Genomic DNA, 19,611 nt, shown 5'->3' with positions numbered 1-19,611 from the left:
AAACCACCCACTTGCCTTGTACTGGTCATGTCTTCGCCCCACTCTTCGGTAAAGCGCAGATGGACGGATTGGAGGGGCAATAGCGGATGGAGCATGCGATCTATCTCGTGACGCTGGTCGGCACGGCGCTCATTGTCGCCGCCGCGTTTTCGAGCCTGATCGCCTTCCGCTTCGGCGCTCCCCTTTTGCTCCTGTTTCTGTGCATCGGCCTTGCCACTGGCGTCGATGGCCTCGGCATCGAGTTCGACAATGCGCGGCTGGCTTATTTTGCCGGCTCACTGGCGCTGGCCGTCATCCTGTTCGATTCCGGTTTCGGCACGCCGCTCAACGCGCTCCGCCAGGCAGCCGGGCCGGCGCTGTCGCTGGCGACTTTCGGCGTCATCCTGACCACCGCCGTATTCGGCGTCGCCGCCTATTGCCTGCTCAATCTCAGCTGGCTGGAATCCTCGTTGCTTGGCGCCGCCGTCGCCTCGACCGACGCGGCGGCGGTGTTTTTCCTGTTGCGCGCCGGCGAGATCAATCTGCGCGAGCGCGTGCGCGCCACCCTGGAGGTTGAATCCGGCACCAATGACCCGATCGCCATCTTCCTGACCATCACTCTGGTCGAGATCATCGCAGCACACGCCAATCCCGAGGCCAATGTGCTGGCCACCAGCCTTTGCTTGGCTTCCTCGCCAATATGGGGCTCGGCGCCGTCGTCGGCGTGCTCGGTGGCCTCGCCATCGTGCGCCTGGTCGAGCGGCTCAACCTCGATCACGGCCTGCTGCCCATTTTCGTGCTGACTTTGTCGCTGATGGTGTTCGCGGCAGCCGGCGCGATCGGCGGCTCGGGCTTCCTCGCCGTCTATCTGGCCGGCCTCGTTGCCGGCAATTCCGACATACGCGCCGTCACCATCCTGAAACGCTTCCAAGACGGCATGTCCTGGCTGGCGCAGATCATCATGTTCCTGATCCTTGGCCTGTTCGCCACGCCGTCGCAGTTTCCGGTGATCCTGGTGCCGGCGATCCTGCTTGGCCTGTTCCTGATCTTCGTGGCGCGGCCGCTCGCCGTCTGGCTCTGCCTGATCCCGTTCCGCCTGCCACGCCCGGAGATAGCCTTTATCTCATGGGTCGGCTTGCGCGGCGCGGTCTCGATCCTGCTGGCCATCACGCCGCTGCTCGGCGGCCTCGAACATGGCCGCCTGATCTTCAACGTCGCCTTCATCATCGTGCTGGTGTCGCTGGTGGTGCAGGGCTGGACGGTCGGCCCGCTGGCGCGCCGTCTTGGCCTCATCGTTCCGGCCCGCCTCGGACCGCTCGACAAGGTCGAGCTTGAATTGCCCGGCTCTGCCCATCACGAGCTGCTTGCCTATCGTGTCGCGCCAGGCAGCCCGGTGGCGCGCGGCGAGCGTATCCCGCGCTGGGCAAGGCCTTCGCTAGTGCTGCGCGACGGCCGCTCGATGCGCTTCCAGGACATGGGTCGGCTCGCCGCCGGCGACCAGGTCTACATCTTCGTGCCCGACCGCTATCCCCGCCTGCTCGATAAGCTGTTCGCCAGCCGCGCCGTGGTCGATCCCGAGGACGCCGACTTCTTCGGCGCCTTCGCCGTCGATCCGGCCCGCTCGGCCGAAGAGCTGGAGGCCGCCTACGCGCCCGGCCTCACCGAGCCTGAACGCAAGCTCAGCGTCGGCGCGCTGGTGACTGAGCGGCTCGGCGGCCACGCCGAATACGCCGATCGCGTGATGATCGGCCCGATCGAGCTGATCGTGCGCGACGTCGACGACAAGGGCAAGATCATTGGTCTCGGCCTGTCCTTCGAGCCGACCGCGCCGGTGGCCCGCGTGCCGGTCTTCCTGAGCGCCGGCGAGATCGGCGACCGGCTCAGTGCCCTCATCCGCAACTGGCGCAAGCCGGCGGAGACGCCAAGGCCTGAGACCGAGATGCATGATGATCCGCTAGCGGAGCCGATTGCGCCAAAGCCGGCCGGCGAAGGCTGAGCGAACACACGCGCATCATTTTTGCGCGTGCGAACAGCACGGGTCTTGCATCGTTGCCGGTGCCGGGTATGGTCCCCGCGATTTTTCTATGGAAAGGGATCAGCGCATGGCCGGCTTCAAGACACTCGACGATATTGGCGCCGTCAGCGGCAAGCGCGTCCTGGTGCGCGTCGACCTCAACGTTCCGGTCGCCGACGGCAAGGTCACCGACGCCACCCGCATCGAACGCATCGCGCCGACCATTGCCGAGCTTTCCGGCAAGGGCGCCAAGGTGATCCTGCTTGCCCATTTCGGCCGACCGAAGGATGGCCCGTCTGCCGAATTCTCGCTGGAGCCGATCGCCAAGGCCACGGCCGACGTGCTTGGCCGCCCGGTCGGCTTTGCGTCCGATTGCGTTGGCGACCCGGCCGAGGATGCCGTTTCCGCCATGAAGGACGGCGACGTCCTGCTTCTGGAGAACACCCGCTTCTACAAGGCCGAGGAAAAGAACGAGCCGGCCTTCACCGAAAAGCTCGCCGCCAATGGCGACATCTATGTCAACGATGCGTTTTCCGCGGCGCATCGGGCGCATGCCTCGACCGAGGGCCTGGCGCGTCACTTGCCGGCCTATGCCGGCCGCACCATGCAGGCCGAGCTCGACGCGCTGGAAAAGGGTCTCGGCAACCCGGCCCGGCCGGTGGTCGCCATCGTCGGCGGCGCCAAGGTGTCGAGCAAGATCGACCTGTTGATGAACCTGGTGAAGAAGGTCGATGCGCTGGTGATCGGCGGCGGCATGGCCAACACCTTCCTTGCCGCGCGCGGCACCGATGTCGGCAAGTCGCTCTGCGAGCATGATCTTGCCGGCACCGCCAAACAGATCATGATCGAAGCGGCCGAAGCCGGCTGCGCCATCATCCTGCCCACCGACGGTGTCGTCGCCAAGGAGTTCAAGGCGGGTGCGGCCAGCCATACCGTCGCCATTGCCGACGTGCCGGCCGACGGCATGATCCTCGATGTCGGCGAGAAGACCGTGCAGAGCGTCAACGACTGGATCGACCGTGCCGCGACATTGGTCTGGAACGGCCCGCTCGGCGCTTTCGAGATCGAGCCCTTCGACCGCGCGACGGTGGCGGCAGCCAGGCACGCGGCGGCCCGCACCAAGGCAGGCAAGCTGGTCTCCGTCGCCGGCGGCGGCGACACGGTGGCCGCGCTCAACCACGCCGGTGTGGCCGACGACTTCACCTATGTCTCGACCGCCGGTGGCGCCTTCCTCGAATGGATGGAAGGCAAGCCGCTGCCAGGCGTCGAGGTGCTGAAGCGGTAAAGAGTGCGAGAACGGACAAGCCAGGTCGGCTTTCCATCGATTCGCGCTTTTCGACGCCATTCCTTTGGCGGTAGAGTTCCGCCAAGCGCGGAACCAACCCCGTCAAGGAGAGCACCAATGAGCGAACGTCTCGAAGATATTGCCGCCGCGATCGTGGCTGGCGGCAGGGGCCTGTTGGCCGCCGATGAAAGCTCCGGCACCATCAAGAAGCGCTTCGACGTCATTGGCGTCGAATCGACCGCCGACAGCCGGCGCGACTACCGAGAGATGATGTTCCGCGCCAAGGACGCGATGACGAAATACATCTCCGGCGTCATCCTCTATGACGAGACGATCCGCCAGAAGGCCGCCGACGGCACGCCGCTGGTCGACATCATCAAGGCTTCCGGTTCCATTCCGGGCATCAAGGTCGACCTCGGCGCCAAGTCGCTGGCCGGTTTTCCCGGCGACACCATCACCGAGGGCCTCGACGGCCTGCGCGAACGATTGACCGACTATTACAAGCTCGGCGCCCGTTTCGCCAAATGGCGCGCGGTGATCGACATCGACACCGACAAGGGCGTGCCCTCGGCCAATTCGATTGCCTCCAACACCCATGCTTTGGCCCGCTATGCCGCGCTTTGCCAGGAGGCCGGCATCGTGCCGATCGTCGAGCCGGAAGTACTGATGGACGGCGCCCATTCGATCGACACCTGCTACGACGTCTCCAAGGCGACGCTGGTCAAGCTTTATGACGAACTTTACGCCGCGCGCGTCGTGCTGGAAGGCTCGATACTGAAGCCGAACATGATCATCTCGGGCAAGAAGTCGGGCAAGACGGACAGCCCGGAGGAAATCGCCGAAAAGACGATCAAACTGTTCCGCCAAGTGGTGCCGTCGGCGGTACCGGGCATTGCTTTCCTGTCAGGCGGCCAGGAGGACGAAGAGGCGACAGCCAACCTCAACGCCATCAACGCCATCGGCCCGCATCCCTGGAAGCTGACCTTCTCCTATGGCCGTGCCTTGCAGGCGGCCCCGCAGAAGGCGTGGAGCGGCAAGGCCTCGAACGTTGCAGCCGGCCAGGCCGCCTTCACCCACCGCGCCCACATGAACCATCTCGCAGCGCTCGGGAAATGGAAACCGGCCCTGGAAAAGGCCGCCTGAAGCCATCGTTCTTCTGGAGCAATTCCAGGAAACGGTGAAACGCTCTGGCTCTAAAAACCCGGGCTTGAGGCCCGGGTTTTGCTTTTGGCCGACGGCATTCCCAATTGAATCATCGAAACGGCGGCGATGATGTCGGATCGCGCCCATGTCGAACGTCCTTGGCAGGAGAGGACAGGAGATGATCATGCATCGCAATGCCGTTGTTTCGCGCGAGGACTGGTTCGAGGCGCACCGAAAGCATCTCGAGCGCGAGAAGGAGCTGACGCGGCTGCGCGACCGCGTTGCCGCCGAGCGGCGGCAATTGCCCTGGTTCAAGCTCCGTAAGGACTATGTCTTCGAGAGCGAGCAGGGTCCGAAGCGCCTCGCCGAGTTGTTTGCCGGCAAGAGCCAGCTCATCGTCTACCATTTCATGATGACGCCGGGCTCCGATCACCGCTGCGAGGGCTGCTCGTTCCTGGCCGACCATATCGATGGCGCCAACCAGCATCTGAAGCACCATGACGTTTCGCTGGTCGTCATCTCACGCGCGCCATTGGCCGAGATCCTGCCCTACAAGCAGCGCATGGGCTGGAAGTTCGACTGGCTGTCGTCCTATGCGTCCGACTTCAACTTCGACCTGCAGGTCTCCTTCACCGACAAGCAGATCGCGGCGGGCGACACCACCTACAATTTCGAGAAGCGTCCGCTGCGCTCGAAGGACCTGCCGGGCACCAGCGTCTTCTATCGCAATGAGTGCGGCGACATCTTCCTCACCTTCCTGTCGCGCGCCCGCGGTGGCGATGCCTTGATCGGCGCTTATCATTATCTCGACATGACGCCGAAGGGCCGCGATGAGACCGGTCCCTATCATGGCCTGATGGACTGGGTTCGCCTCCACGACGAATATCAGGACAAGGGCAAGGATCAGCAGGACTGCTGCGCGTAAACGGCGGGTCGTTCACGCCGGTCCAAACATGCGCTAATGGATTTTGCGACACTCGTACGGAAACGCCATGCAGCGCCTGCTTGCCCTCCTCACCTGGCTCGCCTTCCCGGTCTATGTCTGGCAGGGCCTTGGCGTGCGCCGCCGCACCGGCCGCATGCTGCCGGCGCAAGGCCCGGTCATGCATGAGATCGCCGGCAGGACGCCAGCGGTCTCGTTGCTGGTCCTGGGTGATTCTTCGGCCGCCTCCGTCGGCATCGAGCAATCCGAATATGGGCTTGCCGCGCAGCTCGCCGGGTTGATTGCTGAACGGACCGGCCAAGCCGTGCGCTGGCGCGCCGCCGGCTTCAATTCGGCGACGTCAGGGCAGATCCGCGATTACGTCCTGCCCAATCTGTCGGCCGATCCGTGGACGCATATCGTTCTCGCCATCGGCACCAACGACACCAAGAACTTCCACTCCGTGCCGCGCTTCAAGAAGGACTTCGGCGGCCTGCTCTATGCGCTGCGCGCCAAGTGGCCGGAAGCCCGCGTGGTCTGGTCGCCGGTGCTGGAATTTACCCGTGCGCCGGCAATGCCGCCCTTGCTCGGCAAGATCCTCGAAATCCGCGCCGCCGAGGTGAACAAGATGGGCGTGCGACTTTGCAACGAGCGCGGCGCCGTGCCCGCCCCACGCCTGCCGATCATCAATCCCGAGGCCGGTTTTGCTTCCGACGGCTTCCACGCTTCCGAAGCGGGCTATCGCGCCTGGGCCGGGCATCTGTTGGGGTCTGTGCTTGGCGACGTGCGTTGAGGTATCTCGTACCTCTAGGTCCAATGGCCAAGCACGGCGGCAAGCGAAATCGCTGCCATGGCCAGGATCGCCAGCTTCCAGAAATCGCCACGCCGCTTCAAGCCGGGCCAGCCGATCGGCTTGATGACCTGGATCAGCATGATGCCGATGATGACAAGGGCGAGAAGTTTCGTCATGCCGCCTTTGACCAGCATCGCGGGCGGCTGTCAAAGCGGTTCTCGCGCCGGCCCGGCGAGCAAATGCTCCTGACAGAGCGCCAAGCGCTCCAGGCCCGGCAGGCCCGCCACGCTTTCTCGAACCACCTGCCATCCTCCTGACAGACTGCTGTCAGGAGGGTGTGCGATACTCCTCTCATCAAAGAAGAGGAGCAAGGTCATGAACGGTTCTACCATCCTGCGCAGCGTACAGAATTACGTCGGCAAGATCCGCACGGTGCGCAACGAAATCCGCACCCAGCGTTTTCTCAATACCTTGCCCGCGGACATCCGCAAGGACATCGGCTGGCCGGACCTTTATGATGGCCGCGTGCGCGGGCACTGAAATTTTTCAAGGGCACGACTTGGATAGAGACCAGGTCGGGCCCAGATGTAATGGCGATGGGAAATACCGCGTTTCAGGAAAATTGCCGCCGTTTCCAGCTGCCCTGCTGCAGCCTCCTGACAGTATGTTGTCAGGAGGACTGCGATAATTAGGGCAGCTTCGACGCTGGCGGCGGCAATTTGTGTCCGCCCATGAGAGTGGCTTTCGTATGGTGAAAAGCTGGAACGACAAGCTGAACACGCCAGGTGGCAACGGCATCAAGCCGTCGCCGCGCACGGTCGGCGATGTCGTCGAGGGCCAGCCGATGCTGGTGCCGACGGCGCGGCAGGTCGACGATTTCATCCGCGCCATTCCGGTAGGCGTGGAGATGGACGTCCGTGCGCTGCGGACAGCACTTGCCCTTGAACACGGCGCCGAAGTGACATGTCCGGTCACCATCGGCTATCATCTGCGCACCGTTGCCGAGGCCGCTCATGAGGATTTTGAACGCGGCATGGCATTAAGCGACATCGCGCCGTTCTGGCGTGTCTTGGATGCCGACACGCCGACGACGGGCAAATTGTCCTTCGGTGCCAAATTCGTCGCCGCGCAGCGCAAGCGCGAAGGGCTGAAGCCATAATGCATGTCGCCCAAAAGTGGATACCGGTTTTGGGACCACGACATGCATAGAAATAAAGTCGAGGGAGAAATCGATGCGCCGCGCCGACAGGCTTTTCCAGATCGTACAGCATTTGCGGGGTGGCCGGCTGGTCACCGCGCAGAAGCTGGGGACCTGGCTCGAGGTTTCCGAGCGGACCATTTACCGCGACATTGCCGACCTGCAGTCGACCGGCGTGCCGATCGACGGAGAAGCAGGCGTCGGCTACATGATGAGGGAGGGTTTCGACCTTCCGCCGTTGATGTTTACACGTGACGAGATCGTGGCGCTGGTTGCCGGCGCGCGAATGGTGCGCGCCTTTGGCGGCGCGGCAATGGCAAGGGCCGCCGACGAGGCGCTGGTCAAGATCGGCGCGGTGCTGCCCGATACCGAGAAGGACCGCATCGCCCGCACCGAGATCCACACGCCGATGTGGGTGGTGAGCGACGCCGCGCGGGAAGCCATCGACCTGATCGAGCGTGCCGTCGAAAAGCGCCAGGTGCTGACCATCGACTATTCCGACGAGGCCGGCCGCGGCACCGCGCGCGACATCAGGCCGCTCGGCCTGTGGTTCTGGGGCAAGGTGTGGACGCTGGTCGCCTGGTGCGAGATGCGCGACGATTTCCGCGCCTTCCGCATCGACCGCATCGCCTCGGTGGTCATCGCCGGCCGCATCTTCAAGCCCGAACGGGGCAAGCAGCTCGCCGATTTCTACCGTGCCGTCGAGCGCTCAGAGGATTACGGAATGGCCCCCGACCGCGCCGCGCGGACGTGATACCGGCCTTTCTCCTTCTCCCCTTGTGGGAGAAGGTGGATCGGCGCGCAGCGCCGAGACGGTTGAGGGGTGTTCCAGCGGAATGAGACGTCGGCGTTCCCTGGAGCACCCCTCATCCGTCGCCTGCGGCGCCACCTTCTCCCACAAGGGGAGAAGGTAACAGCGCTCACTCCTCGTCTTCATCCTTGTCCTTCGACTTCAGCGCCGAGAGCTTGGCGAAGACGGCGTTGGCGTCGAGTTCGGCGTCCTCGTCCTTCGGCTTCTCCGGTGCCGGCACCAGCCGCTCGGTCAGCGCCGCCGGCAGCAGCGTATCGCCGACAGGCTGCGCCTGTTCGCGGCCGCGCGAGGCGCGGTTGACTTCGAGGTCGAGGTCGATCTGCGAGGTCAGACCCAGCGTCACCGGATCCATCGGCTGCAGGTTGGCCGAGTTCCAGTGCTTGCGCTCGCGGATCTGCTCGATCGTCGACTTGGTGGTGCCGACCAGCCGCGAAATCTGGGCATCCTTGAGTTCGGGATGGTTGCGCACTAGCCACAGAATGGCATTGGGCCGATCCTGGCGCTTCGAAAGCGGCGTGTAGCGCGGACCCTTGCGCTTGGATTCCGGCACTCGCACCTTGGGGTCCGACAGCTTCAGCCGGTGGTTGGCGTCCTGCTCTGCGCGCGCAATCTCGTCGCGCGTCAGCTGTCCGGTCATGATCGGGTCCATGCCCTTGATGCCTTGCGCGGACTCGCCATCGGCGATCGCCTTCACTTCCAGCGGATGCAACCCGCAGAACTGCGCGATCTGCTCGAACGAGAGCGCGGTGTTGTCGACCAGCCAGACGGCGGTCGCCTTGGGCATCAGCAGACTATTGGCCATTTCAAAAATCCTTCTCGTTCGCCCGCGTTCCCGCGCGGGCGGTGGTTTTAGAGCCACCAAAATGGGAAATTCGCGGCCTGTATAAACGCTCCGTCAGGATTTCGCAATATTTTTGGGCACGGGCCGGAAAATGCATGTCGCCCAAAAGCGCGCGGCGGTTTTGGGGGAACGACATGCCTAAAATAAAGACTTGAAACGCATCGCTCGAAGCTGCTTCGACACGACGCGCTTTTAACCCCTTAGAAAAGACAAAACCCGCTGGACTGGGTCCAGCGGGCTCGAAACCGGAGACAAAGCAAGCGTCTCGACGGCTCTGCTTTGACAGGGCGGCCCGGCCTTACGGTCGGGCTGTCCTTTGGTTAAATCGCCTGGCGGGCGATGCGCTCGATGTCGGCGCGGCTGATGCCGAGGTCGCTGAGCTGGCGAGCATTGAGCTTGTTCAGCTCGCGCACGGTTTCGTTGTACATACGCCAGTTACGGAAAGCGCGGATCGGGTTCATGGTATTCCTCCATTCGGTGGATCAAATCGTTTCGATGGCGCTTAGATAGGCAGTCCTGCCCATGAAATGAACAGACGTCTTTGCATGGCCGCAATGCGTTTTGTGCATTGCAGCATTAAGGCTTCGTTCAGATTGGAACTGGGGACGCGCGCTTAGCCGAGATGTGTTGAGATTCAGGTCAGGCCGCGCCGAGAAGGGCTGATCCCGAGAACCGGCCTACGCCGGCCGTAGCCTTCTTAGGGCGGAGACTCTTACGAGGGCTTCGGCCGGCGAAGGCCGGAAGCGCAGGAAACCACCATTTGCAGGCCGGCTTCACCTGAATATCGACCCCATCCTAGCCGACGTCGAGGACGATCTTGCCGATATGCTCGCCGTCTTCCATCCGCTCATGCGCCCGCCAGGCTTCGGTCAGCGGAAAGATCATGTCCATGACCGGAGCCACCTTGCGCGTGCTGAGCAGCGGCCACACCTGCGCCTCGAGCGCGGCGGCGATCGCCGCCTTGAATTCCACGGTGCGCGGCCGCAGCGTCGACCCGGTGTGGGTGAGGCGCTTGACCATGATCCTGGAGAAATCGGCGCTGGCCACCGCGCCGGCCTGCACGGCGATCTGCACGATGCGCCCTTCCACGGCCGCAGCCTCATAGTTGCGCGCGACATAATCGCCGCCAACCATATCGAGGATGACGTCGGCGCCCTTGCCGCCGGTGGCATCCTTGACCGCGGCGACGAAATCCTGCTCGCGATAATTGATCGCCCGATCGGCGCCGAGCTTCAGGCAGGCGTCGCATTTCTCCTTGCTGCCGGCGGTGGTGATGACATAGGCGCCAAAGGCCGAGGCCAGCTGGATCGCCGTCGTGCCGATGCCTGACGAGCCGCCATGCACAAGCAGCGTCTCGCCCTTCTTCAGGCCGCCGCGCTCGAACACATTGTGCCATACCGTGAAGTAGTTTTCGGGCACAGCCGCAGCTTCTGTATGCGTGAAGCCGGCCGGCAACGGCAGCACGCTGCCGGCATGCACCTTGACATATTCGGCATAGCCGCCGCCCGGCGTCAGCGCGCAGACCCGGTCGCCGATGCGCCAGCGCGAGATCTCGTCGCCGAGCGCTGCCACTTCGCCCGACGCCTCCAGGCCGGGCAGGTCCGAGGCGCCCGGCGGCGGCGGATAGGCGCCCTTGCGCTGCTGCACATCCGGCCGGTTGACGCCTGCCGCGTGCACGCGGATCAGCACCTCGCCGGGACCGGGCACGGGCACATCGCGCATTTCCGCCTTCAACACCCTGGGGCCGCCTGGCTGCGAGATCGCGATGGCCGTCATCTTTTCCGGTAGCTTCTGTCCGCTTGCCATATTTTTCCCGTCTCCTCGTGCCGGTCTTTCACCGGACATTTGCATCGGCGCCCCTGCCGGACCGGTCTAGCGTTTGCCGAAACGCTAGACCACTCCAACTCTGTTCTTACGCAATTCCGGACGGAAAACCGCTACGCACTTTTCCCGGAATTGCTCTATGTATGCTGATCGGCAAGTCAGGCAAATGGCCAAAAAGGAGGAGCGACGATGGCGATCTTCGACGACGAACCCAGGAAAAAGCAGCGTCCGCACGAGATCGGCCAGGATTTGTCGCTGCTCTCCGTCGACGAATTGTCCGAGCGCATTGCAGTCCTGCGCGACGAGATAGCGCGGCTGGAAGCCGAGCGCTCGGCCAAGGGCGCCACCAAGTCCGCCGCGGACGCGCTGTTCCGCCGCGGATAGCCGCGCCGACCTGGAATGCCGCCGCCGAAAAGCCCCAATACGCTTGTCTTCAGACACCTGCGCCCGAACCCGGATCAAGCGATGTTTGCAACCTACCGACCGATCCTCTCGCTGCTGCGCGGCACCGCGTTCCTGCTGGCGGCTTCAGGCCTGCACGGCCTGCTTTTGCCGCTGCGCGGGCAGATCGAGGGTTTTTCGACCGCCTCGCTCGGCCTGATGGGGACGGCCTGGGCCGGTGGCTTCGTTACCGGCTGCTTCTTTGCGCCGCGCCTGGTGCGCCGCGCCGGCCATGTCCGGGCCTTCGGCGCCTTCGCCGCGTCCGGCGCCATCGTGGCGCTGCTCACCGGTCTGATCATCGATGAATATTTCTGGATCGCGTTGCGCGCTTTCACCGGCTTCACCATGGCCGGCGCCTTCATGGTCATCGAGAGCTGGCTGAACGAGAAGGCCACCAATGAGAACCGCGGCACCGTCTTCGGCCTCTATATGATGGTCACTTATGCCTCGATCATGGGCGGCCAGATGATCGTTGCCGGCGGCGATGTCAGGTCGGCCTCGCTGTTCATGATCACCGGCATCCTGTTTTGCCTCTCGCTCATCCCGACCGCCGTATCGACGCAATCGACCCCGAAGCCGCTGCAGGACGTCAAGCTCGACGTCAAAGGCCTCTACGCCAATTCGCCGGTGTCGGCGGTGGCTTGCCTGCTGATCGGCATCGCCAATGGCGCCTGGGGCACGCTGGGCGCGGTCTACGGCGCCCGCATCGGCATTTCGACGGCCGAGATCGCGCTGATGATGAGCCTTGTGGTCGTCGCCGGCGCCGCCATGCAGCTTCCGGCCGGACGGCTTTCCGACACAACCGACCGCCGCTTCGTGCTCGCCGGCGCCGCCTTTGGCGCCGCGCTGGTCGCGATCCTGGTCTTCGTGATTGCGCCTCGCTCGGGCATTTTCGTCATCGTGCTGACGGCCGCCTACGGTGCCTTTGCCTACACGCTCTATTCGATCGCCGTGGCGCACGCCAATGACCACGCGCGGTCTGAGGATTTCGTCAAGGTTTCAGGCGGCTTGTTGCTGCTCTACGGCTTCGGCACGATGATCGGCCCGTTGCTGGCCGCCGCCCTGATGGGATGGGTGCGTCCGGAGGGGCTATTCCTTGCAACCGCGCTCGCCCATCTCAGCCTCGCCGGCTACACGCTGCTGCGCATCCGCGCCCGCGCGCCGGTGCCGATCGAGAATCGCGATGCCTTTAAGACGCAGCCTTCCGAGCGCGCGGTCACGCCCGAAGCCCTGCGGCTCGATCCGCGCAGAAAGGTTGAAACCAATAGTTGAGATTCTGAAGACTTTGCCTCACAAATAAAGGCATGATGTTTTCCGACGCCTTCATGGCGATAGCCGATCCCAACCGGCGCTATCTCTTGGAAGAACTCCGGCGCGGCCCGAAGACGGTGAACGAATTGGCGGCGGGATTGCCTGTGTCACGCCCCGCCGTTTCCCAGCATTTGAAAGTCCTGCTCGACGCCGGCCTGGTCAACGCCAAGGCCGAAGGCACCAGGCGCGTCTACACCGTCAGCACCGCCGGCTTCCTCAGGCTCAACATCTGGCTCGACCAGTTCTGGGAAGTATCGCCCGGAGAATGATCTTGGGGATCTATACCGGTTGCCAGCTTGCGATCGGTACAGCGCCAGTATGTCAGCCCGCTACCAGCGCCTTGCCCAGCATGTCGAGCAGGATGTTCGTTCCGTGTTCGCGCGTTGCCGATGTGTCGTGTCCGTCGAGGAACGCGCCTTGCTCGGTCAGCACCAGCCGCGTGCCGGTGCCTTCCGGTCGCAGCTCCATCGTCGCCAGCGACACCGAGATGCGCGTGTCGCCGAACAGCATGTCATAGCTGTAGACGAGGCGCTCGTTCGGCACGATGTCGAGGTAGGTGGCGGTGTAGGTGTGCAGCGGTCCGTCCTTCGGACCGCCGCTGTTGACCTCCTGGCCGCCGACACGGAAATCCATGCGATAGCTGTCACGCTGTGGATTTGACGGATCGCCAAACCAGCGCCTTTTGGCCTCGGCGTCGGTCAAGGCGAAATAGACCTTGGCCGGCGCCTGCGGATAGACGCGCTCGATGATGAAGGTGGAATGGACGACGGATCGTTCGGTCATTGACTGATTCCTCGTTGGTCAGGTCGACTGCGGTCGCGGGACGAAGGCGCCGTCGCGATAGGTGGCGCCGAAATAGACTTCGACGGTGCGAAGCCTGTCACCTGCGAACAGGTGCAGTTCGGTGTTGCGGAAGGTCTTTCCGTCCAGCGTCTCGCAGCGGTAGAGGACAAAAGCCGCGTCATCCTCCTCGCAGATCCGCTCGATCGCCATCGATCGGAACACCGGGCTTTTCGGCCAGCAGCGCGCGAAATAGGTCGCGCTGTCGATGGCGTCGTCATAAGGGCTGGTGAAGGTGAAATCGTCGGTCAGTATGGCCGCGACGACGTCACGCTTGTTCGTCTGGTAGGCGGCAAAATAGCCACGGATCAGCTCCGCTCTGCTTTTGGCAGGCATGGTCTTTCTCCTTTGCTTCAATGCCCGCGAATATGCGGGCCGGATGGCGTCTTATGCCTCTATGGGCTGGCGCCTTAGTTCGGCGGCCAGATTATCCAATGCGCCACTCAATCCCTCTCGACTGCCGGCGATCATGTCCTTGCCGCCGAGCGCCGTGATCTGGTCTGTCAGCACCAGTCGCGTCGACGGCCCCTCGGCATGGAATTCGACAGTGATCAATGAAACGGAAAGCCTGTGCCATCCTTCGGAGACGACCTCCGTGGTGATGATGCGATGCTCCTCCTGGATATCGAGATAACGCGTCTCGACGCGGTAGATGAGCTTGCCGCGCGGCCCGCACCGGCTTACGTCGAGACCGCCGTTGCGGAAATCCGCTTTGTCGTAGACCAGCTCGACAGCTGGTGACGGCGTGCCCCAGCGGGTGCGCGCCGCCGGATCGGCGAAAGCCTTGAACACCCGCGCCGGTGAAGCGTCATAGACGCGCTCCAGCACGATGGTTGCATGGGTGACGGAACTTTCGGTCATCAGTCTTTCCCTTCATCGGTTTCGGCCAGGAAATCGCCCAGGCGATCGAGCCGGCGCTCCCAGGAGAGCCGCCGCTCGTTGATCCAGTGCTCGGCGGCCTTGAGCGCCTTCGGTTCGATCTGGCAGGTCCGCACCCGGCCGACTTTCTGCGTCCGCACCAGGCCGCTCGCCTCGAGCATGTTGAGATGCTGGACGACCGCAGACAGCGACATCGCCAGCGGCTCGGCCAGCTGGCTGACTGAAGCCGGTCCGCGCGACAACCGCTCCACCATGCTGCGCCGCGCCGGATCGGCGAGCGCCTGGAACATCAGGTCGAGCTGGGCGGGATCGTGCAGCATGGCGCTTTAGCCGTTGTTGTAGGGGAAGAATTTAAAATAGGGCTGCGCCTCCTCGACCACACGCGCAAAGGACGGGCGCGCCAGCAGGCGGTCATGGAAACGCTTCACCGCCGGGAACCTGTCGCCGAAGGGTTCAACCTTGTTGGCGTAGAACAGCGCCGGCGAAGCCGCGCAGTCGGCCATGCTGAAGGCCTCGCCGACCGCCCAGGTTTTCTCCTTCATGTCCCTCTCGATGATGTCATAGGCATTGCGCAGCTGCGCACGCGCCTCCTCGACCCCGAACGGATCGGTCTTGTCCTGCGGCCGCAGCCTGTCGCCGACGATCTTCTGCATCGGCGCCTGCACGTAGAAATCGTAGAAGCGGTCGGCCTGGCGGACCTGCAGGGCAAGATCGATATCGTCGGGAACGAGCGCGATCGGCCCAGGATAATGCGCGGCCAGATACTCGATGACGATGGTCGATTCCAGCACCGTGCGGCCGCGCGCATCGTCGCGCAACGCCGGCATCTTGCCGGTCGGCGATACCTTCAGGAAAGCCGATCGCGACGCCTCGTCGCCGAGATCGACAATGACCGGCTTGAACGGCGTTTCGTTCTCGTAGAACGCAATCAGCGGCTTCCAGCAGAACGAAGCCAATGGGTGGAAATGCAACGTCAGGGACATTTTTAGCTTTCTTTGTCGTCGGGCTTTCGATCAACACTGAAGTAAATACTTAACTATTGCGATACGCTCACCACGTCAAGGACGGCTGTCAGCCATGTACCGCGATGGCTTCAATGATCTGCCGCCAGTCGTCGGGATGCAGCTCGTGACCCCCGCCTTCGACCTTGACCAGCCTGGTGCCGGGAACGGCCCTGGCAAGTGCTTCGCCATGCTCGACCGGGAAGATCGGGTCGGACGTGCCATGGATGACCAGCACTGGCACAGCGAGGTCCTTTACGCCGCGCTTGGGACCGCCTCCCTTCAGCGCGAAATGGTTGGTCGCGCTGACGAACCCGCCTGAGCGCTCATAGTCGGCCTCGATCAACTCCTGTGCCCGGTCCGCATCGAACGGGTGCAAAGTGCTGGCGAGCGCGCGCGCATCCTTGGCCATATAGGCAAGCACCTGGGTCCGATCGGACCAATCGACGTCGCCGCCTTCCGCCGCATGCCGGCCATAGGCCGCGGTCATTCCCGGCAGGCCCGACGTATCGACGCCAAGAGGTGAGCTGGAGATCACGGTGAGCGCAGTGACGCGCGCCGGATATTTGAGCGCAACGGTCTGCGCGATCATCCCGCCCATCGACATGCCGACGACATGCGCCTTGGCGACACCATGGTCGTCGAGCACGCGCACGGCATCGTCCACCATGTCCTCGAATGTGTAGGGCGGCGCGCCGGGCGTGTATTTCGTCGACAGGCCCGTATCGCGATTGTCGTAGCGGATGACGAAGCGGCCGCGCCCGGCGAGCTGCCGGCAGAACGCTTCGGGCCACCAGAGCATCGAGGCCATGGCGCCCATGACCAGCAGGATTGCCGGATTGGTAGAGTCGCCGAACGTCTGCGAAACGATTTCCGGGCGTGGTGCCGACATGGTCGATACTCCTCCAACCAGTTGCGTTTTGCAATCAGTTGCACGATAATCAAACTGATATCATAATGCAACTGGTTTTTTGGAGATGGTCATGAAAACCGAGCACCGGTCCGGCTGCCCGATCAATCTGTCGCTCGAGGTCTTTGGCGACCGCTGGAGCCTGATCATCCTGCGCGACATGATCTTTGGCGGCAGGCGCCATTTCCGCGAGCTGCTCAACGGCTCGATCGAGGGCATCGCCTCCAACATCCTGGCCGACCGGCTGAAGCGGCTGATGGAGCTCGGCATGCTGACCAAGGCCGACGACCCGAGCCACAAGCAGAAGGCGATCTACAGCCTGACCGAGATGGCGATCACGCTGGTGCCGATCATGGCGCATCTCGGCGCCTGGGGGCGCGTCTGGCTGCCGGTTAGCGAGGAGCTTTCGATCCGCGCCGAGCTGCTGGAAAAAGGCGGCCCCGCGCTATGGGAGCAGTTCATGGACGAGCTGCGACACGAGCATCTTGGCTTGCCGCTGAAGACGCCGCCCGGAACGCCAGGCGTACGGCAACAACTGCAGGCGGCTTACCTAGCCGTGGTCGCCAGAAAAGCCGAGGCGGTTGCAGGCTGACGGCGTAAAGGTCGGCACGTCGCAGGATGTGCCCTAGTTTAAGTTTATATCCCGGCTGGCTGACCGCATCGACACCGAAAATCCGGCTAGCACGTCGAACAGCGCGATCACCATCAGCGTGAAGAAGACGGAGTGCGCGGCGCCCTTGACCAACAGGAACTCGACCAGGAAGGCGATGAAGACCAGCGTCGACAACAGATGATCCATGATCGAGGCATTGGTGGTGCGCACCGATTTTGATATCTCGACGAACAGGAAGATCAGCCCGATCAGCACCATCAGGTCGCCGAGCGTCATCGAGAAGACACCGCCCGACATCATGCGGAACGAGAACATCTCGGTCATCCACGGATCGTCGCCACCGCCGAACAGGCCGAGCAGTCCGAGATTGTAGAGGACGAAAGGCACGATCAGCAGCGGGATGGCACCAAACATCTGGGCGTCTCCAATGGGCACCCATTTTGTAGAATGCGGCGCGAGCACGCCGTCAAGATTTTTCGAGTGCTGCGTCGAACACGCTGTAAGACCTAATGAAATAACGATGTCAGCCGGTTGCCCGGCTGATATCGCGCCCTCATGTCCGTGGTGGTACAACCTTTGCCGCTTGACGTCGTCGGCGCGCGGAGGTGGCGATGAGATGCCATCGCGCGCGAGCAGTAGCCAAAAACAAAAAGACCGGCCACAGGCCGGTCCTTCGAAACGTCACAACCGTGGAAGCTTCTCAGCTTTCCTTCGGCTCCAGAACCTGGCGGCCGCGATACATGCCGGTCTTCAGGTCGATGTGATGCGGACGGCGCATTTCGCCGGAATTCTTGTCCTCGACATAGGTCGGGGCCTTGAGAGCGTCGGCCGAGCGGCGCATGCCGCGCTTCGACGGAGAGGTTTTTCTTTTTGGAACGGCCATGGATATGCTCCACTACATGGTCAAAATGCCTCGACAACCCTCGCGAAAGGGCCGCATCGAGGCCATAATCTGAGAAAGTCGGCTGCCTATACACGCCTTGCGCCGTTTTGGCCAGCGCTGGCCGCGAAATTTTTTGAGCCGGCGCCGCTTCGCCCTAATCGAGACAGCCTACATAGGCGCCTGAACGTCCAGCGCGCCGTTCAATCAGTGAGGCCAGACGCCGTAAACCGGGCCCCGGCTTGGCCGGATTGCGCGCGATCGGGTTGGGCAGGCTGACGGCGAGCAGCGCCGCCTGCCGGCGCGACAATTGCTTGGCCGAGATGCCGAAATGATGCTGGGCGGCGGCCTCGATGCCGTAGATGCCCGGTCCCCACTCGGCGATGTTGAGATAGATCTCCATGATGCGGCGCTTCGACATCACCGCGTCGAAATAGACAGCCAAAGGCAGTTCGACCACCTTGCGCACGCTGCCCAGCGGCCGTGACCACAAGAAGAGGTTCTTCACCGTCTGCATGGTGATGGTGGAGGCGCCGCGCGTCGCCTCGCCGGCCAGCGCATCGTCGACCACGCCGCGCAATTCGCCGAGGTCGACGCCGCGATGGAAGCAGAACTGCCCGTCCTCCGACATGATCACCGAATGCGCCAGCACCGGCGCCACGTCGTCGATCGACACCCAGCGCCGGTCGTAGCCGGAGAAGGTCACGAGGTCCTTGATCATCAGCGTCGAGATCGGATGCACGAAGGACGGCAGATAGAGGAAGGTGAGGATGGCCGGAATAGCGGCCAGCACGATTGCAACGACCAGGCAACGCCGGCCGATGCGCTTCAGACCGGCGCGGTTCAGACGCCGCGGCCGCGCCATATCCAGCCCTTCGCTTTCATGTTCGACGATCGGTTCCGACAAGCCGCCCCACCCGTGTCAAGCACCCTTCGGCATAAAGGCGCGCGCTGCTTGCGCAATGTCTGAGTGTCGGCTACCGGTCGCGGCCATGCTGAAAGACGATCAAACCGCCTTCGAAACCGCGCTTTTTGTGCGCGCTGCCGCCGTCGAGGGTGAGCTCAGGCAAATCCTCGAAGCGCGGCCGCTGTCGGGCGAGATCGAACGGCCCAAGCGCCTGATGGCCGCCATGCGCCATGGCGTACTCAACGGCGGCAAGCGGCTGCGCCCGTTCCTGGTGATGGAAAGTGCGACCCTGTTTTCGGCCGATGGCGAGGCCGCACTTCGTGTCGCCGCGGCGCTGGAATGCGTGCATTGCTATTCGCTGATCCACGATGACCTGCCGTCGATGGACAATGACGATCTGCGCCGTGGCCAGCCGACGGTGCACAAGGCCTTTGACGAGGCGACCGCGATCCTGGCCGGCGACGCGCTGCTGACCTTGGCCTTCGACATCCTCGCCGATGAGGCGACGGCACTGCCGGCCGAACGCCGGGCAGCGCTCGTTCTGGCGCTCGCCCGCGCCGCCGGCGCCGGCGGCATGGTCGGCGGTCAAGTGCTCGACATCGAGGCAGAACGCGGGCGGCCTGACGAGACCGGCATCATCCGCCTGCAAGCGATGAAGACCGGCGCGTTGATCCGCTTTGCCTGCGAGGCCGGCGCGATCGTTGCCGGCGCCGCGCCTCCGGATCGCGAAAGGCTGGCCGAGTTCGGCTCGGCGATCGGCCTTGCCTTCCAGCTTGCCGACGACCTGCTCGACCTCACCGCCGACGCCAAGCAGATGGGCAAGGCGACCAACAAGGACGCCGCCGCCGGCAAGGCGACGCTTGCCTCGCTGCACGGCCCCGACTGGGCGCGCGAGCAGCTCCACGGCCTCATCGACCAGGCGCACGCGCTGCTCGACCCCTATGGCGAGCAGGCGGGGATGCTCAAAGCCGCCGCGACATTCGTGGCGACGCGCAACAGCTGAGATCGACGACAGTCGA

At 63.6% G+C, this 19,611-nt stretch carries 25 protein-coding genes and 1 pseudogene; 13 read left to right on the top strand and 13 right to left on the bottom strand.

Going from position 1 to position 19,611, the window contains the following annotated elements; translation table 11 throughout:
• The first annotated feature begins 86 nt into the window (after window positions 1–86).
• The 5 genes and pseudogenes from ACVDG8_RS22670 to ACVDG8_RS22650 all read left to right on the top strand — a co-directional run bounded on the left by ACVDG8_RS22670 (window position 87) and on the right by ACVDG8_RS22650 (window position 6,136).
• Window positions 87–1,975 (top strand): annotated as a pseudogene (locus ACVDG8_RS22670) (potassium/proton antiporter).
• Window positions 1,976–2,081: 106 nt separating this feature from the next.
• Window positions 2,082–3,278 carry a phosphoglycerate kinase gene (locus tag ACVDG8_RS22665; protein WP_447256702.1) on the top strand — a complete coding sequence of 399 codons (1,197 nt, stop codon included), beginning with the start codon at window positions 2,082–2,084 and terminating at the stop codon, window positions 3,276–3,278.
• A 117-nt stretch (window positions 3,279–3,395) separates the two neighbouring features.
• Window positions 3,396–4,421, top strand: coding sequence for a class I fructose-bisphosphate aldolase (locus ACVDG8_RS22660; protein ID WP_447256701.1), 1,026 nt, complete (start codon window positions 3,396–3,398; stop codon window positions 4,419–4,421).
• 184 nt (window positions 4,422–4,605) lie between these two features.
• Entirely contained in the window at window positions 4,606–5,346 is a 741-nt protein-coding gene (locus tag ACVDG8_RS22655; protein WP_447256700.1) for a DUF899 domain-containing protein, read from the top strand.
• 67 nt (window positions 5,347–5,413) lie between these two features.
• Window positions 5,414–6,136: an SGNH/GDSL hydrolase family protein gene (locus tag ACVDG8_RS22650; RefSeq protein WP_447256699.1), complete on the top strand. Its 723-nt coding sequence runs from the start codon at window positions 5,414–5,416 to the stop codon at window positions 6,134–6,136.
• A 14-nt stretch (window positions 6,137–6,150) separates the two neighbouring features.
• Here ACVDG8_RS22650 and ACVDG8_RS22645 read toward each other — a convergent pair whose 3' ends face one another.
• The gene (locus ACVDG8_RS22645; protein WP_447256698.1) at window positions 6,151–6,312 is read right to left on the bottom strand and encodes a hypothetical protein; all 162 of its coding nucleotides are present in this window, start codon (window positions 6,310–6,312) and stop codon (window positions 6,151–6,153) included.
• Between the two features lie 199 nt (window positions 6,313–6,511).
• Here ACVDG8_RS22645 and ACVDG8_RS22640 point away from each other — a divergent pair, with 199 nt between their 5' ends.
• The 3 genes from ACVDG8_RS22640 (at window position 6,512) to ACVDG8_RS22630 (ending at window position 8,088) form a co-directional block, all read left to right on the top strand.
• Complete coding sequence (locus ACVDG8_RS22640; protein WP_447256697.1) at window positions 6,512–6,676, top strand: hypothetical protein; 165 nt, start codon at window positions 6,512–6,514, stop codon at window positions 6,674–6,676.
• Between the two features lie 208 nt (window positions 6,677–6,884).
• Entirely contained in the window at window positions 6,885–7,295 is a 411-nt protein-coding gene (locus tag ACVDG8_RS22635) for a hypothetical protein (RefSeq protein WP_447256696.1), read from the top strand.
• A 73-nt stretch (window positions 7,296–7,368) separates the two neighbouring features.
• Window positions 7,369–8,088, top strand: a complete 720-nt coding sequence (locus ACVDG8_RS22630; protein WP_027166621.1) for a helix-turn-helix transcriptional regulator — start codon at window positions 7,369–7,371, stop codon at window positions 8,086–8,088.
• 166 nt (window positions 8,089–8,254) lie between these two features.
• On the opposite strand, the gene ACVDG8_RS22625 is transcribed toward ACVDG8_RS22630, so the two are convergent.
• From ACVDG8_RS22625 to ACVDG8_RS22615, 3 genes are all read right to left on the bottom strand, one after another.
• Complete coding sequence (locus tag ACVDG8_RS22625) at window positions 8,255–8,947, bottom strand: DUF1013 domain-containing protein (RefSeq protein ID WP_447256695.1); 693 nt, start codon at window positions 8,945–8,947, stop codon at window positions 8,255–8,257.
• A 359-nt stretch (window positions 8,948–9,306) separates the two neighbouring features.
• Window positions 9,307–9,447, bottom strand: coding sequence for a DUF1127 domain-containing protein (locus ACVDG8_RS22620; RefSeq protein WP_447256694.1), 141 nt, complete (start codon window positions 9,445–9,447; stop codon window positions 9,307–9,309).
• A 334-nt stretch (window positions 9,448–9,781) separates the two neighbouring features.
• Window positions 9,782–10,792 carry an NAD(P)H-quinone oxidoreductase gene (locus tag ACVDG8_RS22615; protein ID WP_447256693.1) on the bottom strand — a complete coding sequence of 337 codons (1,011 nt, stop codon included), beginning with the start codon at window positions 10,790–10,792 and terminating at the stop codon, window positions 9,782–9,784.
• Window positions 10,793–10,999: 207 nt separating this feature from the next.
• Here ACVDG8_RS22615 and ACVDG8_RS22610 point away from each other — a divergent pair, with 207 nt between their 5' ends.
• The 3 genes from ACVDG8_RS22610 (at window position 11,000) to ACVDG8_RS22600 (ending at window position 12,831) form a co-directional block, all read left to right on the top strand.
• Complete coding sequence (locus tag ACVDG8_RS22610) at window positions 11,000–11,194, top strand: DUF1192 domain-containing protein (RefSeq protein WP_447256692.1); 195 nt, start codon at window positions 11,000–11,002, stop codon at window positions 11,192–11,194.
• Window positions 11,195–11,275: 81 nt separating this feature from the next.
• Entirely contained in the window at window positions 11,276–12,523 is a 1,248-nt protein-coding gene (locus ACVDG8_RS22605) for an MFS transporter (RefSeq protein WP_447256691.1), read from the top strand.
• A 32-nt stretch (window positions 12,524–12,555) separates the two neighbouring features.
• Window positions 12,556–12,831, top strand: a complete 276-nt coding sequence (locus tag ACVDG8_RS22600) for an ArsR/SmtB family transcription factor (protein ID WP_371013195.1) — start codon at window positions 12,556–12,558, stop codon at window positions 12,829–12,831.
• A gap of 52 nt (window positions 12,832–12,883) precedes the next feature.
• Here the strand turns inward: ACVDG8_RS22600 and ACVDG8_RS22595 are convergent, their stop codons facing one another.
• The 6 genes from ACVDG8_RS22595 to ACVDG8_RS22570 form a co-directional block, all read right to left on the bottom strand.
• Window positions 12,884–13,345, bottom strand: coding sequence for an SRPBCC family protein (locus ACVDG8_RS22595; RefSeq protein WP_447256690.1), 462 nt, complete (start codon window positions 13,343–13,345; stop codon window positions 12,884–12,886).
• 18 nt (window positions 13,346–13,363) lie between these two features.
• Window positions 13,364–13,738 carry a nuclear transport factor 2 family protein gene (locus tag ACVDG8_RS22590; RefSeq protein ID WP_447256689.1) on the bottom strand — a complete coding sequence of 125 codons (375 nt, stop codon included), beginning with the start codon at window positions 13,736–13,738 and terminating at the stop codon, window positions 13,364–13,366.
• Between the two features lie 51 nt (window positions 13,739–13,789).
• Window positions 13,790–14,263 carry an SRPBCC family protein gene (locus tag ACVDG8_RS22585; RefSeq protein ID WP_447256688.1) on the bottom strand — a complete coding sequence of 158 codons (474 nt, stop codon included), beginning with the start codon at window positions 14,261–14,263 and terminating at the stop codon, window positions 13,790–13,792.
• Window positions 14,263–14,601 carry an ArsR/SmtB family transcription factor gene (locus ACVDG8_RS22580; protein WP_447256687.1) on the bottom strand — a complete coding sequence of 113 codons (339 nt, stop codon included), beginning with the start codon at window positions 14,599–14,601 and terminating at the stop codon, window positions 14,263–14,265. The genes ACVDG8_RS22585 and ACVDG8_RS22580 overlap by 1 nt, the downstream gene beginning before the upstream one ends.
• A 6-nt stretch (window positions 14,602–14,607) precedes the next feature.
• The gene (locus ACVDG8_RS22575; protein ID WP_447256686.1) at window positions 14,608–15,264 is read right to left on the bottom strand and encodes a glutathione S-transferase family protein; all 657 of its coding nucleotides are present in this window, start codon (window positions 15,262–15,264) and stop codon (window positions 14,608–14,610) included.
• Between the two features lie 88 nt (window positions 15,265–15,352).
• Complete coding sequence (locus tag ACVDG8_RS22570) at window positions 15,353–16,174, bottom strand: alpha/beta fold hydrolase (protein WP_447256685.1); 822 nt, start codon at window positions 16,172–16,174, stop codon at window positions 15,353–15,355.
• A gap of 91 nt (window positions 16,175–16,265) precedes the next feature.
• Between ACVDG8_RS22570 and ACVDG8_RS22565 the strand changes: the two genes are divergently transcribed.
• Entirely contained in the window at window positions 16,266–16,784 is a 519-nt protein-coding gene (locus ACVDG8_RS22565) for a winged helix-turn-helix transcriptional regulator (protein WP_447256684.1), read from the top strand.
• A gap of 33 nt (window positions 16,785–16,817) precedes the next feature.
• On the opposite strand, the gene ACVDG8_RS22560 is transcribed toward ACVDG8_RS22565, so the two are convergent.
• The 3 genes from ACVDG8_RS22560 to ACVDG8_RS22550 form a co-directional block, all read right to left on the bottom strand.
• Complete coding sequence (locus tag ACVDG8_RS22560; protein ID WP_447256683.1) at window positions 16,818–17,219, bottom strand: hypothetical protein; 402 nt, start codon at window positions 17,217–17,219, stop codon at window positions 16,818–16,820.
• A gap of 286 nt (window positions 17,220–17,505) precedes the next feature.
• Window positions 17,506–17,688 (bottom strand): 50S ribosomal protein L32, encoded by a 183-nt coding sequence (gene rpmF, locus ACVDG8_RS22555; protein ID WP_006203806.1) that lies wholly within the window; start codon window positions 17,686–17,688, stop codon window positions 17,506–17,508.
• 154 nt (window positions 17,689–17,842) lie between these two features.
• Window positions 17,843–18,550 (bottom strand): biosynthetic peptidoglycan transglycosylase, encoded by a 708-nt coding sequence (locus ACVDG8_RS22550; protein ID WP_447257414.1) that lies wholly within the window; start codon window positions 18,548–18,550, stop codon window positions 17,843–17,845.
• Between the two features lie 127 nt (window positions 18,551–18,677).
• Between ACVDG8_RS22550 and ACVDG8_RS22545 the strand changes: the two genes are divergently transcribed.
• Window positions 18,678–19,595 carry a polyprenyl synthetase family protein gene (locus tag ACVDG8_RS22545; protein WP_447256682.1) on the top strand — a complete coding sequence of 306 codons (918 nt, stop codon included), beginning with the start codon at window positions 18,678–18,680 and terminating at the stop codon, window positions 19,593–19,595.
• Window positions 19,596–19,611: the final 16 nt, after the last annotated feature.

The organism is Mesorhizobium sp. ORM8.1 (assembly GCF_053005525.2).
Note: the sequence above shows the minus strand (reverse complement) of the source record. Positions and strands in the feature narration are given on the sequence as shown.

Coding starts and splice junctions, on each gene's coding strand:
- ACVDG8_RS22665 (WP_447256702.1), top strand. CDS start 2,082: ATGGCCGGCTTCAAGACACTCGACGATATTGGCGCCGTCAGCGGCAAG.
- ACVDG8_RS22660 (WP_447256701.1), top strand. CDS start 3,396: ATGAGCGAACGTCTCGAAGATATTGCCGCCGCGATCGTGGCTGGCGGC.
- ACVDG8_RS22655 (WP_447256700.1), top strand. CDS start 4,606: ATGCATCGCAATGCCGTTGTTTCGCGCGAGGACTGGTTCGAGGCGCAC.
- ACVDG8_RS22650 (WP_447256699.1), top strand. CDS start 5,414: ATGCAGCGCCTGCTTGCCCTCCTCACCTGGCTCGCCTTCCCGGTCTAT.
- ACVDG8_RS22645 (WP_447256698.1), bottom strand. CDS start 6,312: ATGACGAAACTTCTCGCCCTTGTCATCATCGGCATCATGCTGATCCAG.
- ACVDG8_RS22640 (WP_447256697.1), top strand. CDS start 6,512: ATGAACGGTTCTACCATCCTGCGCAGCGTACAGAATTACGTCGGCAAG.
- ACVDG8_RS22635 (WP_447256696.1), top strand. CDS start 6,885: ATGGTGAAAAGCTGGAACGACAAGCTGAACACGCCAGGTGGCAACGGC.
- ACVDG8_RS22630 (WP_027166621.1), top strand. CDS start 7,369: ATGCGCCGCGCCGACAGGCTTTTCCAGATCGTACAGCATTTGCGGGGT.
- ACVDG8_RS22625 (WP_447256695.1), bottom strand. CDS start 8,947: ATGGCCAATAGTCTGCTGATGCCCAAGGCGACCGCCGTCTGGCTGGTC.
- ACVDG8_RS22620 (WP_447256694.1), bottom strand. CDS start 9,447: ATGAACCCGATCCGCGCTTTCCGTAACTGGCGTATGTACAACGAAACC.
- ACVDG8_RS22615 (WP_447256693.1), bottom strand. CDS start 10,792: ATGGCAAGCGGACAGAAGCTACCGGAAAAGATGACGGCCATCGCGATC.
- ACVDG8_RS22610 (WP_447256692.1), top strand. CDS start 11,000: ATGGCGATCTTCGACGACGAACCCAGGAAAAAGCAGCGTCCGCACGAG.
- ACVDG8_RS22605 (WP_447256691.1), top strand. CDS start 11,276: ATGTTTGCAACCTACCGACCGATCCTCTCGCTGCTGCGCGGCACCGCG.
- ACVDG8_RS22600 (WP_371013195.1), top strand. CDS start 12,556: ATGATGTTTTCCGACGCCTTCATGGCGATAGCCGATCCCAACCGGCGC.
- ACVDG8_RS22595 (WP_447256690.1), bottom strand. CDS start 13,345: ATGACCGAACGATCCGTCGTCCATTCCACCTTCATCATCGAGCGCGTC.
- ACVDG8_RS22590 (WP_447256689.1), bottom strand. CDS start 13,738: ATGCCTGCCAAAAGCAGAGCGGAGCTGATCCGTGGCTATTTTGCCGCC.
- ACVDG8_RS22585 (WP_447256688.1), bottom strand. CDS start 14,263: ATGACCGAAAGTTCCGTCACCCATGCAACCATCGTGCTGGAGCGCGTC.
- ACVDG8_RS22580 (WP_447256687.1), bottom strand. CDS start 14,601: ATGCTGCACGATCCCGCCCAGCTCGACCTGATGTTCCAGGCGCTCGCC.
- ACVDG8_RS22575 (WP_447256686.1), bottom strand. CDS start 15,264: ATGTCCCTGACGTTGCATTTCCACCCATTGGCTTCGTTCTGCTGGAAG.
- ACVDG8_RS22570 (WP_447256685.1), bottom strand. CDS start 16,174: ATGTCGGCACCACGCCCGGAAATCGTTTCGCAGACGTTCGGCGACTCT.
- ACVDG8_RS22565 (WP_447256684.1), top strand. CDS start 16,266: ATGAAAACCGAGCACCGGTCCGGCTGCCCGATCAATCTGTCGCTCGAG.
- ACVDG8_RS22560 (WP_447256683.1), bottom strand. CDS start 17,219: ATGTTTGGTGCCATCCCGCTGCTGATCGTGCCTTTCGTCCTCTACAAT.
- rpmF (WP_006203806.1), bottom strand. CDS start 17,688: ATGGCCGTTCCAAAAAGAAAAACCTCTCCGTCGAAGCGCGGCATGCGC.
- ACVDG8_RS22550 (WP_447257414.1), bottom strand. CDS start 18,550: ATGGCGCGGCCGCGGCGTCTGAACCGCGCCGGTCTGAAGCGCATCGGC.
- ACVDG8_RS22545 (WP_447256682.1), top strand. CDS start 18,678: ATGCTGAAAGACGATCAAACCGCCTTCGAAACCGCGCTTTTTGTGCGC.